The following is a 14183-nucleotide window of genomic DNA, read 5'->3' on the forward strand; positions in this document are numbered from 1 at the left end:
TTTATTGAACAATGCGCGCGCGTTCGCGCCGCTACAACCGAGCGCGCGTCCATTGGCCGATACGCAGCGCGACTTGCGCCGCTGCGTCGCTCAGCGCCCGCGCGGCCTGCGCCCCGATATGGTCAGGCGCCGGCGTTTCTTCGATAAAGATCCGCGCCGCCCGCGCCCGGCCGTTGTTCACGTCGATCAGTTCGACGGAAACTTCGATGACCGCAAGATCGCGGGCGATGTCGATCTCGAAGCGACGCAGGTCTGTCTGCAGTCTGGTTTGCGCGCCCATGCCGGCGGAAGCCGAAAGCCCGCAGCGCTGCAAGCTTTCGATCAGGCGTCGCTGAAAAAGAAGCGGCAAAGGCTCCGACCATTGCACGCCGGGAAGTACGGCGACACTATCATCGGCTGCGCGAACGACGATGCGATCTGACGAGGTTGGGGCGACAGCCGCCGGTTCGCTGACAAAGACCGGGGGGCCGCCGCGCAAAGCGATGCCGCGCAACCCGGCCATGTCGCTCGTCAGATCAAACGTCTCGCGCGTCGCCTGCGCGCAGGCGCCCACGACAAGCGCAAGTAACGCGATCGCCGCCATCCGCGCGGCCTTGCGTCGCGTCGCCATGGACGCTTTCAGTTTCATCGCCGACCCGCAGCCCCAATCTCGCCCGCGCGCCGAGTCGGGCTTTCGTCCTTCTAACCGATCCGCGCATCGCCATAAAGCCACGCTCAGGCCGTTCTACTGACCTTGATATTCGGGCACCGACTGGGACGGTCCAAAGATAAATTGTGATGGATTTTTCTCGACTGAACGCAGCGTGCGGTCGAATGTGCCGATCGCCTTGCGCCCATCCACCGCAAGCTGCTCATACTCGCGAAGCCCTGTCCCGGCGAAACGGTTGATACGTTCCGAAGCGCCGGCGATGTTGCCGGTGATCGCCTTGATCTGCTTTGGGTCGACCGCCTTGATCGTCTGATCGGCGGCCGCAAGCACCTTGTCGAGCCGCGCCGCCACTGGCTTCATTGACTGCGCGACATCGGACGCGTCGCGAATGAACCTTACGATCGAAGCGGAATTGTCCGAGAGCGACTTGCTGACCGTCTCTGCGTTTTTGAGCGTCGCCGTCAGCGCCGGACCGCCTTCGTCGACGAGCTTGTCGAGTTTGGTGATGAGTTCGGCGGCCTTCGTCGACAGGTTCTGAACATTGACGAGCAAGTTCTGGAACTCGGAAGGGTGGGCCTGAATCTGAGGATATTTTTGATCTTTTTGAGCCGTGAGATCCGGCGCGCCCGGCGTGCCGCCGATAAGCAGAACGTCGGCGACGCCGGTAAATCCGCGAAACTCCAAGCGCGCGCGCGTGTCGGTCTTCACCGGCGTCCGATTGTCGATCTTGACAAGAACGTCGACTCTGCTCGGATCTTGTTCGGAAATGCCAAGATGCGTGACTTCGCCGACCTTTACGCCATTGAACAGCACCGACGCCCCGCGAGTCAGTCCTGACACAGACCCCGGAAAAATAATTTGATAGGTTTCCTGCCGGCCGATCTGACTGGGTCCGGAAAACCAATAGACGAAGAGGAAGGCGGCGAAGGCGGCCGCCAGCGTAAAAGCGCCGATCAGGGCGTAGTTGGCGCGGGTTTCCATTCTTCGTCCTTCTGCTCGACGCGCGCCGCGCTCAGACGGCCGCCGCGCACGCCGTGGAAATAGGCTCTCAGCCAGGGATGGTCGGACGCGAGCAAGGTTTCCAACGGCCCTGAGGCGATGACCCGACCTTCGGCGAGCGCCGCCACCCTGTCGCAGATCGAATACAGGCTGTCGAGATCGTGTGTCACCATGAACACGGTCAGCCCGAGGGTCTGCTGCAGCGTGCCGATCAACTCGTCAAATTCGGCGGCGCTGATCGGATCGAGCCCCGAAGTCGGCTCGTCCAGGAACACAAGCTCGGGATCAAGCGCCAAGGCGCGCGCCAGGGCCGCGCGCTTCACCATGCCGCCCGACAATTCTGACGGAAATTTGTCCGCCGCGTCGGATCCAAGCCCTACAAGCTCAAGCTTGAGCATGGCCAGCTCGTCCATCAGAGGCTGCGAGAGTTCGCGGGTTTCCCGCATCGGCATCTGAATATTCTGCTTGACCGTGAGGCCGGAGAACAGCGCGCCGTTCTGAAACAGCACGCCCCAGCGCTGTTCGAGGGCGCGGCGTTCGATCGGCCCCAGCGCATCCCGATCCTGCCCAAAAATGCGAATAGCGCCGCCGCGCGTCGGCACGAGGCCGAGGATCGCGCGCGTCAGCACCGACTTGCCCTGCCCGGACCCTCCGACGAATCCGAGCACCTCGCCGCGGTAAACGTCGAGATTGAGCCCTTTCATGATCGTTTTGTCGCCAAAGCCGACGACGAGATCGCGCACGCTGATGATGATGTCGCGGTTAGGCCGCGGTTGAAGCGCGCCGTTGAGAGTGGTGGAGGAGTTGGTCATCGCCCGCTCAATAGTCGATCGACGCGAAAAACACGGCGAACAACCCATCCATCACGATGACCATGAAGATGGATTTCACCACCGAGGATGTGACCTGCCGCCCCAGCGACTCGGCGGAACCCTTCGTCGCGAGCCCGTCCATCGAGGCGATGAGGCCAATCACCAGGGCCATGAAGGGCGCCTTGATGATGCCGACCATAAACGTATGCAACGCGATCGCGTCCTTGAGCAACGACGCGAAAGCGACGGGGCTTATTCCCCCGTACCACCAGGACACGACCATGCCGCCAAAGAGCGCCGCCATGTCGGCGATGAAGGTCAGAATCGGCAGGGAGATGATGAGACCCAACACGCGCGGCGCGATCAGCACCTCGATGGGAGATAGACCCATCACAAGCAGCGCGTCGATCTCCTCGCGCATCTTCATGGAGCCGAGTTCGGCGGTGATCGCCGAGCCCGAACGGCCGGCGATCATGATCGAAGTGAGCAAAACGCCGAGTTCGCGCAAAACGAGGATGCCGATCAGGCTGACCGTGTAGCTGGAGGCGCCGAACTTCAGGAGCTGAAAGATGCCCTGTTGCGCCACAATGCCGCCGACCAACACATTGATCAGCACGATGATCGGCACGCTACGAAAGCCGATGAGTTCGATCTGCGCAACGAGCGATGTGAACCTGAATCGCTGTGGATGCGTCGCCACATAGATCATCGAGGCCATGAATTCCCCGAGGAACGAAACGCCGCGGTAAAATTCGCGCAGCGCATCGACAGCCGATTCGCCAAGGTCCGAAAGTAGGGCGAAGACCAAATTAAGTCTCGGCCGCGCAGGCGCCTCGAAGGCGCGATAGTGCGTTTCCTCGAGCAACGTCAAATATTCCGGGCGCACATGTTCGAGCGCGACAGCGATGTCGCGGCGTGCGAGGTCATGCCGCGCGCGATTGATCAGCCAGGCGCCGGCGGTGTCCAGTTGTGAGACCGCCGAAAGATCGATGGCCACCATTCGGTCTCGTCGCGCCTCATCGACGATGCGGCGCCCCTCGTTCTCCAGATGCTGGGAGGCGACAAGAGTCCAGTCTCCCGAAAGCGACAGGCGGACGCCTTCGGCTGAGGCTTGACGCATGACCTTTGGGGGACGCTGCACCGCGGCGACGGTCATCGGGATTCGCTCTGCGCTCGCGTCAACAACCGGCTCATCGATGGCGTCATCCTATCCGCCGATTATGGCGCGCCGCCGACGCCACAGGCGCGGCCGCTTGCAAAAACGTGATAACTCCGTGAATTGGCGTCAGCAAGCGCGTCGGCGCACATCACCGCGCCCTTGCGCTGCGCGGATTGCGGGCCTCGGAGAGAGATTTGAAGCGGAAATTATCCATCGCTGTCGAGACTTACCCGATCGCCGGCCGCTTCGTGATCGCCCGCGGCGCCAAGACTGAAGCCGTGGTCGTGACCGCGACTTTGGCCGAAAGCGGCGCCCTCGGACGGGGCGAATGCGTGCCCTACGCCCGTTATGGCGAAAGCGTCGAAAGCGTTGTCGCGACCATTGAAAGCGTGCGCGAAGCCCTCGAAGCCGGCGCCAATCGCGCCGCCTTGCAGCGTCTGTTGCCGGCGGGCGCGGCGCGCAATGCGCTGGACTGCGCGCTCTGGGACCTCGAGGCCAAGCTTTCGGGCGTTCCTGCCCATCTATCCGCGGGTTTTGACGCGCTCTCGCCGCTCGTCACGGCCTATACGATCTCGGTCGGCGCGGCTGACGAGATGCGCGCCGCAGCTGAAAAGGCCGCCGGTCGGCCGCTGTTGAAAATCAAGCTCGCCGGAGAGGGCGACGACGCGCGCCTCGCCGCCGTACGCGCCGGCGCGCCGACTTCGACCCTTATCGTCGACGCCAATGAATCATGGGACGCGGAAACCATTGCCCGCCGCCTTGCCGCCTGCGCCGATTGCGGCGTCGCGCTCGTTGAGCAGCCGCTGCCGGCCGGCCGAGACGAAGCGCTCGCGAGCTTTGCGCATTCCGTGCCAATCTGCGCCGACGAAAGCGTGCATGACCGCGCATCGCTCGCGCCGCTGAAAAGCCGCTACGACGCCATCAACATCAAGCTCGATAAGACCGGCGGCCTCACCGAAGCGCTGGCCCTTGCGCGCGCGGCGCAAGATATGGGCTTTTCGATCATGGCCGGCTGCATGGTGGGAACTTCTCTCGCCATGGCGCCCGCCGTTCTCGTGGGGCAGATGGCGGCCTATGTCGATCTCGACGGACCGCTGCTTCTTGCGCGCGATCGCTCGCCAGGACTGTCCTACGAGGGTTCGACGCTCCTGCCGCCAGCGCCGGAGCTCTGGGGATAGCGGGACGCCTCAAATTGGACTTATTGACCGGTAGCTCTGTCATAAACTAAGTTTTAACGGATGGGGATGGAGTTCCCCGACAACCGCCGAAAAGGCTGATGACTCCTACGAACTCGCCGCCGCGTTCTTCGATCGTTGGTGCAGTGTAGGAGTATCCTCTTGGATCGAGAGCCCGCAGCACGTCGTGCGCGCCTACGCCCCGGCCGCGGGTCTCTGCGGGTAGGCCCGACTGGGCTGTGCGCGCGTCGCCGTCGGCTATTCCGCGGAATCCCGATCGCGCTTCTTCTCGCCGGCTGCACGCCAACCGCCCAGCTGGAGCGCGCGCAATTTCTCGGCGCGCCGGCCATGGAGCGGACGCTGGCGCGATCCGGGCTCGCGGTCTCCGACGACACAGGCTGGCCGCGCGAAGAATGGTGGCGCGCCTTCCGCAGCCCCGAACTCGACGGCGTCATCGACAAGGCGCTGCGCGACAATCAGAGCTTGAGAAAGGCGGAAGATACGCTGCGCGGCGCGGACGCTCTCGTGCAGGTCGCCGGCGCAAGACTCCTGCCGGAAGTTCAGGCGACCTTCGGCATGCGGCAATCCCGCAACCCTCTGCACGGCGTCGTGGCCTCCTACAATCCGGCGCAGGGCGGATTGGAGAAGACCATGGCCTTCATGAATCCGCTGGCGCTGACTTGGGAGTTTGATTTTTGGGAGAAGAACCGCGCCCTGCTCGACGCGGCGATCGGCGAGTCGGCGGCGCAAGAAGCCGAACTCGAACAGGCGCGCCTATTACTGACTACGGCAGTCGCCCGCGCATATTTGCGCGGCTACGCCGCGGCGCGACAGCTCCAGGTCGCAAGAGCCCTGACGCGCCTGCGCCGCGATCTGGTGGCGCTTGCCGAGACCCGCTATCGGACCGGGCTCGACTCATTAGACGGGGTGCAGATCGCCCGCGCCGAATTTGAGAACGCCGTCCGGCGCGAAGCCGCCGCGCAGGCGTTCCTGACTTTGCAACAGGATGCGCTCGCCCGGCTGATGGGCGAAGGACCCGACGCCGCACGAAACCTCTACGCTAGCCGAGGCGCGCCAGAGCCCGCATTGCCGCCGCTGCCGCGAAGCCTGCCCATCGAACTGCTCGTCCATCGTCCCGATCTAGCCGCGGCGCTGCGCCGCGCCGAGGCGGCGGCGGCGCGTATCCATGCGGCGAAGGCGCTTTTTCTTCCCTCAATCGATCTTGCGATCACCGGCGGTTTTGAAGCCTCCGTGACCTCGACGAAGATCAGCAAGCTCGCAGGTTTTCTCTTCACGCCCTCCGCAATCGGCTACGCCGTTTCGCCCGGACTGCGCCTGCCAATTTTTCAAGGCGGCAGACTCAGCGGAAATCTCGAGGGGCAGCGCGCCGATTACGATCAGGCGGTCGACGTCTATAACGAGACGCTACTGCAGGCGGCGCAGCAAGTCGCCGACTCCATCGTCAATCTCAAACGCGCGTGCACGGAATATGAGGCGCAGAGCCGCTATACGCGCTCAGCTCGCGCGCAATACGACCTCGCGCAATCGCGCCTGCGCGACGGGCTTAAGGATCGGCGAGAAATGGTCGCCGAACGCGTCGATCTTCTCGAGTCGGGCTTCGTGCAGCGCGCGCTCGAAGGCGACCGGCTCATCGCCGCCGTAGACCTTTATCAGGCGCTCGGCGGCGGCTATGCAGACGGCCCCTCACCCGCCGCGCCAAAACCTGCGCCGGAAAACGACCCTCTGACGCCGGCCGTCGAGGCGATCCAGGCGCTTGGCGGCGGCTGAGCGTACCAAAGACTTATAGAAGAACGCGAACTCGTCGATGGCGCTCTCCCGCAAAAGCATCCGCTCCCGCAGAGAACTCCTGCTCAAGATCGTCATCGCGGCGGTCCTTGTCGGGGCGCTGATGGCTTTGTCGCGATGGTATTTTTATGACCGCAACTGGGTGACGACCGACAACGCCTTCGTCACCGGAAACATCATTCCGGTGCAAGCCGACGCCACCGGAGTCGTCGCCGCCGTGCTGGCCGAAGAAACGCAGCTCGTGAAGAAAGGCGACGTGCTCGTTCGACTCGACGGGCAGCGCGCACGAGCGGCGCTGGCGCAGGCGGAGGCCGAGCTTGGTCGCGCGGTTCGCGCCGTCGGCGCGCTTTTCGCTCTGCGCGCTCAAGTCTGTCAAAAGATCATTTCCCGCGCTGCGCTTCGCGACAGGACTCGCCACGATCTCGCGAGATACAGACAGGCGGCTTCTAGCGGCGCCGCGTCGCATCAAGTGTTGCAAAACACCGAGGATCAGCTCGCCGCGCAAGAAGCCGATCTGCGCGAGACGCGGGCCGAATATCAAGCCGTCGAGGCGCGCGTGGTCGGCGTGACGCGCATGAATCATCCCGACATTGAAGCCGCCAAGGCGCGCTACAACGACGCTTACCTCGAATTCGTGCGCCAGAACATCCGCACGCCGGCGACCGGCTACGTCGCCAAGCGCCGCGTCCAGGTCGGCCAACGCGTGCGTCCCGGCGATGGGATTCTCAACATCGTTCCGCTCGACCACCTTTGGATTGAGGCGAATCTCTGGGAAAACAGAATGGCCCGCATTCGTCCCGGGCAACCGGCGATCATCAGGGTCGATCTCTATGGATCGGACCAGATCTACCACGGAGAAGTGGCGGGACTTGTTCCTGGCTCTGGAGCAGTCTTTGCGACTCTTCCCCCAGACAATGCGACCGGCAACTTCATTCGCATCGTTCAGCGCATTCCGGTGCGCATCGACTTGCGGGCGGACGAGCTCGAAAAGCAACCCTTGCGTCCCGGCTTGTCGACAGTCGCGTCGATTGATGTGTCCGGCCCGCTGCAATCGCCGAATAAATCCATCGTGAAAACGACGACCGACGAATATCTGACGAACATCTACGATAAGGATCTCGCCGAGGCGAAATCGCGCGCTGACAAGATCGTGAAGGATAACGTCGCGGGGGCGTCGGACGACGTCGGCTGCACAGCCACAGAATAGATTTCCAAGGTTAATTCGACTTGCGCTTCGGCGACGCTATTGGCGGGACCCCGATCGCGCCCTAACATCCATCCGGATATTTTTGATCTATCGCATGCAGAGAGAGATCATGCCGGACGTCAGCGCCAAATCTCCGGCGGCCCAATCTTCGCCGTCCCAAGATCCGATACAGGCGAAGATCGCGCAGCGACTCGAGTCGCTGAAAGCGACGAAGGACGGCCTGACCGCCGGTGAAGCGGCGCAACGCCTCGCCGAATATGGCCCCAACGCGCTTGAGGATAAGACGGAAAGCAAATGGCGCCGTCTGCTCCGCTATTTCTGGGGGCCGCTGCCATTCCTCATTGAAGCCGCGGCGGTCATTTCCGCCGTGCGGCGGGACTGGCCGGACTTTGGCGTGGTCACTGGTCTTCTTCTCTATAACGCCATCGTCGGCTTCTGGCAGGACAACAAGGCGGCGAACGCCCTCGCCGCCTTAAAGAAAAACCTCGCGCCGCGGGCGCGCGTGTTGCGCGACGGCGCCTGGACGACGATCCCAGCCGCCGAACTGACGCCGGGGGATATCGTCAGCGTCGCCGCTGGCCAGATTATTCCCGCCGATCTCTTGCTCATCGAAGGGGACTACTTAAGCTGCGATCAGGCGGCGCTCACCGGCGAATCCCTGCCGGTCTCCAAGAAGATCGGCGACGACGCCTATTCCGGCGCAATCGCCAAACAAGGCGCGATGACAGGCGTCGTAACGGCGACGGGCGGGCGCACCTTCTTCGGCCGCACCGCGAAGCTCGTTGGAGCCGCCGGGGCCGTTTCGCATTCGCAGCGCGCCGTGACGCAGGTCGGCGATTTTCTTCTGTTGCTCGCGTTTTTTTTGGCGCTGATCCTCGTCGGCGCGCAGCTTTACCGGGAAGTCATCGCGCCCGATGATTGGAGCTGGAACCGCGTCGGCTCCATTACACAATATGTTCTGGTGCTGCTAATCGCGTCGATTCCGGTGGCGCTGCCGGCGGTGATGTCGGTGACCATGGCGATCGGCGCTTATGCGCTCTCCTTGCAGAAAGCCATTGTTTCACGCTTGAGCGCGATCGAAGAGCTTGCCGGAGTCGACGTGTTGTGCAGCGACAAGACCGGCACGCTGACGATGAATAAGCTCACGGTGCAAAGCGCCACTCCTTACGGCGCTTTCAAGAGCGACGACGTGCTGCTTTTCGCCGCGCTGGCGACGCAAAGGAGCAGCGAAGACGCGATTGACCTCGCGGTGATGGCGGCGCTGCCAGCTCACGATTCGCTCGACGGTTTTAAGCAGAAGGCCTTCACCCCGTTCGACCCGGTAAGCAAACGCACGATCTCGACGGTCGCAGATAGCTCTGGCGGCGTCCGCCATTACGCCAAGGGCGCGCCGCAGGCGATTACCGCGCTTGTCCGGCCCGATTCGCAAACTCTGCAACGCTATCAGAATGACGTGGCCGCGCTCGCCGCAAAGGGCCAGCGCGCGCTGGGCGTGGCGATGTCGGAGGACGGCGCGAGGTGGCAGCTCGTTGGACTAATCTCAATGATGGACCCGCCCCGCGCCGACGCCAAGGCGACCATTGCCGAGGCGCGCGCGCTCGGTCTCAACGTCAAAATGGTGACCGGCGATGATGTCGCCATTGGCGACGATATCGCCGAACAACTCGGCATGGGCTCGCATCTTCTCGTCGCAAGCGACATCTTCAAAGAGGGCGCAAAGGATGGCGCTCTGTCGCGCAGCGTCGTCGAAGCGGTGGAGCGCGCCGACGGCTTCGGCAGGGTGTTTCCCGAGCACAAATATGAAATCGTCAAGGCGCTCCAGTCGGTCGGCCATATTGTCGCGATGACTGGCGACGGCGTGAACGACGCGCCAGCGCTCAAACAGGCGGATTGCGGCATCGCCGTCAGCGGCGCGACCGACGCTGCGCGCAGCGCCGCCGCGCTCATCCTGACGGCGCCGGGACTTTCCACCATCATCAACGCGATCCGCGTGTCGCGACAGATTTTCCAGCGCATCGAAAGCTACATTCATTACCGGATCGCCATGACGCTCGACATTATGATCGTCGTCGTCGCGTCAATCGTCTTGTTCGAGTTTCAGCCGCTCACCGCCATCATGATCGTCGCGCTCGCGCTCCTTGATGACATTCCGATCATGACCATCGCCTACGATAATGTTCCCGTCGCGCCGCGGCCGGTGAGATGGGACATGCAGCGCATCTTCTTTTTCGCATCGCTGATGGGACTGGTCGCAGTCGCGGAGACGTTCGGGTTTTTACTGATCGGCATGCGCTGGACGCTTGACGACTCACTGCAGGCCATGATTCCGATCGACCCCGGCCAGTTGCAGACGCTTCTCTTTTTGCAGCTCGCCGTCGGCGGCCATCTGTTGCTCTTCAGCGTGCGCACGAAGAAAGCGATCTTTGCGCCGCCCTACCCGAGCGCCAGACTGTTCTGGGCGATTGTGGCGACTCAAGTCGTCGCCATACTGCTCTGCCTCTATGGAATCGGCGTCGACGCCGTGCCGGGCGCGGCGATCGTCGGCGTTTGGCTTTACTGCCTTCTCTGGGTCGTCGTGGCGGAAATCGTGAAGATCATATCCTGGCGTCTGGCCGGGCGGCGTGACAGGAACCTGACGGCCAACCGCGTCACGCTCGCCGGTTGAGCCAAAACGACGGGACGAAGGGGACGGCGCAAATGAATTTGCTCAAAAAGTTCCGCGTCGAGCCAGGCTCGAATGTCGATCTCGGATCGATCGATCCAGCGTTCCACGGCCACTACGCAAACGACGCCGAAGCGGCGCAGGACTTGCAGCGCCATCTGGCGCGCATCACCGAGCTGCAACGCAAGCTCTACGCCGACCGCACGCACTCCCTGCTGATTGTCCTGCAGGGCATCGACAGCGCCGGCAAGGACGGCACCTGCTGGCACGTCATCAGCGCCATGGACCCGCAAGGCGTCGAAGTGACCGGGTTCAAGCAGCCGACTCCTGAGGAACAGGAGCATGATTTTCTGTGGCGCGTTCATCCACATGCGCCGCGGCGCGGCTACGCGTCGATCTTCAATCGCTCGCATTATGAAGACGTGCTCGTCGTGCGCGTGCATAAGCTCGCGCCGAAAGAGGTGTGGAAGCCGCGCTATGACTTCATCAATGAATGGGAAAAGATGCTCGCCGTCGAGAACAAGACGACGATTCTAAAATTCTTCCTTTATATCTCCAAGGACGAGCAGCTGAAGCGCTTCAAGGCGCGTCTCGACGATCCGGCGCACCAATGGAAGATCAGCGCGAGCGATTACACCGAGCGCGAGAAATGGGATGATTACATCAAGGCCTTTGAGGCCGCCTTGTCGCGCTGTTCAACCGAACATGCGCCATGGTTCGTCATTCCATCGAATCACAAATGGTTTCGTAATCTGGCGGTTTCCAGCATCATCGCCGATACGCTCGACAATCTCGACCTGAAGCTGCCGAAGCCTACCGTCGACATCGACGAGATTCGCAAGCTCTATCACGAAGCGAAAGACAAAGAGGACAAGGGCCATTGACGGCGTCGCCATCGCACGCCGACTCGCTCTTTTCGGCGCTCGATAAAGCGCCGATGACCTGGCGCCATTACGCCTATTGGCTTGCGGCGAGCGGCGGCGCATTTCTGGATGGTTTCTCGGTATCTGGACTCGGCGTCGCGCTGCCGCTGCTCAAACGCGACTTTCCGATCAGTCCGTTTTTCGTCGGGCTTATTGGCTCGGCTCTTGTCCTCGGCGCAGTTGCGGGCTCAGCGCTCGGCGGGATTGGCGCGGACAGGTTCGGCCGCAAGCGCACATTCATCGCCGACATGGCGATCATCGCGCTCGCATGCTTCATCGGGGCGGCGGCGACGAACCCCCGCTTGATCCTGCTTTCGCAATTTCTGCTTGGCGTCGGTGTTGGCGTCGATTTCCCGACGAGCGGCGCCTATGTGTCCGAGCTTATGCCGCGCAAAACGCGCAACAGGATGACCGTCGCGACGATATCCTTGCAGTCGGTCGGCATGGCGGCGGCGGCGCTTGCCGGACTCGCAATATTGAAGCTGCGGCCTTCGACGGAAGACTGGCGGCTGCTGTTTGGCGCCAGCGGCGCGATTGCGTTGCTTTTCCTTATCGCGCGCCTATGGGCGCCGGAAAGCGTGCGCTGGCTGGTGACAGAGGGACGTATCGGCGAAGCGACGGCGCTGCTCAAGACCTTATCAAAGGAGTTCGGCGAGAAAGCCGTGGACCCGGATGCGGAAGAAGTAGCTGTCGCGGCATGGAGGCCGGACCCGTCGCCGCACGCGCAGGACGTCGGCTATTCGACGCTGTTCAGCGCGGCCTATCGTGCGCGCACGATGCTCGTCTCGTTGCCCTGGATGTTGATGGACGTCGCGACCTACGGCGTTGGCCTGTTCACGCCCGTCATTCTCGGCGCCATGCATCTCAGCGGCGCCGAGGCCGGGCCAATCGCCGCGGACTTCGCCGACGCCGAAGGCAGCGCGGCGGTCGACGCCTTTCTCGTCATCGGCTTTGTGGCGAGCCTCTTCGCGGTTCCGCGCTATGGCCGCATCACGATGCAGGTTGCAGGCTTCAGCGGCATGGCGCTCGGCATGCTGCTGTTGCTCTTCGCCGCGATGACCGACAATGGCGCGAAAGAACATCTCGCTTTTGTCATCGGCGGCTTCGTGCTGTTCAATTTTATGATGAACGCCGGACCGAACGCCACGACCTTTACTCTTGCGCCGACGCTGTTCCCGACGGCGATCCGCGCCTCGGCGAGCGGCTTTGCCGCCGCCTGCGCTAAGATCGGCGCAAGCGTCGGCACTTTTGTGGTGCCGCAACTTCAAGACGCATGGGGGCTCGTCGGCGTCGTCGCGGTCATGGTCGCCGTCAGCGTCGCCGGGCTGATGGCGACGGCCGGCTTTGCGCATGCTGTGAATGAAGAAGGCGCGCTCGAGGAATAGGGCCGCTAGAGCAGGTTCCGAAAAAGTTGAAAGACTTTTTCGATGAGAACCTGCTCCAACGTTTTGATTTTGAGCGATTCCCTATCGATCACATGATTCCATGTGATCGGGAAGCGCTCTAAGACAGTCGCGCAACGAGCATCCAGGCGCCGAGAAAAATGATCATCACGACGCAAAGCGCCGAAAGGACGATGAGGATCGCCTTATTGGCGGCGCGATGATCGTCTCTTCTCATCCGCACTGATCTCGCAGACCGCCTGCGAAGTTTGCTCGGCCGTCATCCGAAGAAGAACTCGCGCAGATATTTGGTGTATTCGCCCTCCCACGCCATCATCGCCATCAGCACGAGAACCGCCATCGGCGGCATAAGAATAGCGACGACCAGCGCAAGCCGCTCCCAGGCCATGTGCATGAAGACGGCCACGATGAGCCCTGCCTTCAGCAACATGAAGACGACGATCAGGAACCAGCGCAGATAGCCCTGAACGTCGAAATAATCGACGAGATAGGAGCAGGCGCTCAGCACGAAGAGCAGCGCCCACACCAGAAGATAGAGCTTGATCGGATGCTGCTGGCCATGCGCCTGCGCCGCGGGCTGCGCCGCTTGCGCGACAGGGACATGGCCATGCGTCATATCGTCCGTCGTCGCCGTCATTTTTCCCCCTGTCGAAGACGTCACCACAGATAGAAGAAAGCGAAGATGAAGACCCAGACAAGGTCCACGAAGTGCCAATATAGGCCCATGATCTCGACGATCTCATATCGGCCCTTGCGGCTCGTAAAAAAGCCGCGCCGGCCGACGTCATAATCGCCGCGCCACACGGCGCGCGCGATAAGGAGCAGGAAGATCACGCCGACCGACACGTGGAAACCGTGAAAGCCCGTGATCATGAAGAAGCTCGACCCAAACTGCGCGGCGCCGAAAGGATTGCCCCAAGGCCGCACGCCCTCGTGAATGAGCTTGCTCCACTCGAAGGCCTGCATCCCAACGAAGGCGGCGCCGAAGAAGGCCGTCACCAGCATCAGGATCGCGGCCTTCTTGCGCTGTCGCGCATAGGCGAAGTTGACCGCCATCGCCATGGTGCCCGAACTCGTGATGAGATCAAAGGTCATGATGGCGATGAGAATGAGAGGAATTTTCTTGCCGCCGATGTCGAGCGCGAAGATTTCGCTGGGGTGCGGCCATTCCACAGTCGTGGACATGCGCACGGTCATGTAGGAAATCAGGAAGCAGCTGAAGACGAAGGTGTCGCTGACGAGAAAGATCCACATCATCGCCTTGCCCCAGGAGGCGCTCTTGAACGAGCGCTGATCCGAGGACCAGTCGGCGACGACGCCGAGCGCACGGCTCCGCAGTGTTGGCTCAATCGTCACATGCTCAGTCGAAACATGTTCCGCCGTCATGG

General features: G+C 62.3%; 12 protein-coding genes and 1 riboswitch. Of the genes, 6 read left to right on the forward strand and 6 right to left on the reverse strand.

Annotated elements, in window-relative coordinates:
- Positions 1-31: 31 nt before the first annotated feature.
- The 4 genes from FEV16_RS10325 to FEV16_RS10340 form a co-directional block, all read right to left on the reverse strand.
- On the reverse strand, positions 32-628 hold the full coding sequence (locus FEV16_RS10325; protein WP_138167548.1) for an ABC-type transport auxiliary lipoprotein family protein: 597 nt from the start codon (positions 626-628) through the stop codon (positions 32-34).
- A 96-nt stretch (positions 629-724) separates the two neighbouring features.
- On the reverse strand, positions 725-1630 hold the full coding sequence (locus FEV16_RS10330) for an MlaD family protein (protein ID WP_138167549.1): 906 nt from the start codon (positions 1628-1630) through the stop codon (positions 725-727).
- A complete protein-coding gene (locus FEV16_RS10335; protein WP_138167550.1) occupies positions 1603-2460 on the reverse strand; it encodes an ATP-binding cassette domain-containing protein in 858 nt (285 codons plus the stop codon). Before FEV16_RS10335 ends, FEV16_RS10330 begins: the two co-directional genes overlap by 28 nt.
- Before the next feature lie 7 nt (positions 2461-2467).
- Positions 2468-3616, reverse strand: a complete 1149-nt coding sequence (locus FEV16_RS10340) for an ABC transporter permease (protein ID WP_138167551.1) — start codon at positions 3614-3616, stop codon at positions 2468-2470.
- Positions 3617-3813: 197 nt separating this feature from the next.
- Here FEV16_RS10340 and dgcA point away from each other — a divergent pair, with 197 nt between their 5' ends.
- From dgcA to FEV16_RS10370, 6 genes are all read left to right on the forward strand, one after another.
- Entirely contained in the window at positions 3814-4797 is a 984-nt protein-coding gene (gene dgcA, locus FEV16_RS10345; protein ID WP_138167552.1) for an N-acetyl-D-Glu racemase DgcA, read from the forward strand.
- A 53-nt stretch (positions 4798-4850) separates the two neighbouring features.
- A riboswitch (Fluoride riboswitch) is annotated at positions 4851-4912 on the forward strand.
- 158 nt (positions 4913-5070) lie between these two features.
- Complete coding sequence (locus tag FEV16_RS10350) at positions 5071-6582, forward strand: efflux transporter outer membrane subunit (RefSeq protein ID WP_281404852.1); 1512 nt, start codon at positions 5071-5073, stop codon at positions 6580-6582.
- A gap of 37 nt (positions 6583-6619) precedes the next feature.
- A complete protein-coding gene (locus tag FEV16_RS10355; RefSeq protein ID WP_138167553.1) occupies positions 6620-7807 on the forward strand; it encodes an HlyD family efflux transporter periplasmic adaptor subunit in 1188 nt (395 codons plus the stop codon).
- A 109-nt stretch (positions 7808-7916) separates the two neighbouring features.
- Complete coding sequence (locus FEV16_RS10360; protein WP_138167554.1) at positions 7917-10472, forward strand: plasma-membrane proton-efflux P-type ATPase; 2556 nt, start codon at positions 7917-7919, stop codon at positions 10470-10472.
- Positions 10473-10504: 32 nt separating this feature from the next.
- Entirely contained in the window at positions 10505-11353 is an 849-nt protein-coding gene (locus FEV16_RS10365; protein ID WP_138167555.1) for a polyphosphate kinase 2 family protein, read from the forward strand.
- Positions 11350-12777, forward strand: coding sequence for an MFS transporter (locus tag FEV16_RS10370; protein ID WP_138167556.1), 1428 nt, complete (start codon positions 11350-11352; stop codon positions 12775-12777). The genes FEV16_RS10365 and FEV16_RS10370 overlap by 4 nt, the downstream gene beginning before the upstream one ends.
- Before the next feature lie 277 nt (positions 12778-13054).
- Here FEV16_RS10370 and FEV16_RS10375 read toward each other — a convergent pair whose 3' ends face one another.
- Together FEV16_RS10375 and FEV16_RS10380 are read right to left on the reverse strand one after the other, a co-directional pair.
- Positions 13055-13411, reverse strand: a complete 357-nt coding sequence (locus FEV16_RS10375) for a cytochrome C oxidase subunit IV family protein (RefSeq protein WP_138167680.1) — start codon at positions 13409-13411, stop codon at positions 13055-13057.
- A 41-nt stretch (positions 13412-13452) separates the two neighbouring features.
- A complete protein-coding gene (locus tag FEV16_RS10380; RefSeq protein WP_246657269.1) occupies positions 13453-14181 on the reverse strand; it encodes a heme-copper oxidase subunit III family protein in 729 nt (242 codons plus the stop codon).
- Positions 14182-14183: the final 2 nt, after the last annotated feature.

The organism is Methylocystis sp. B8, from assembly GCF_005771425.1.
GTDB lineage: Bacteria > Pseudomonadota > Alphaproteobacteria > Rhizobiales > Beijerinckiaceae > Methylocystis.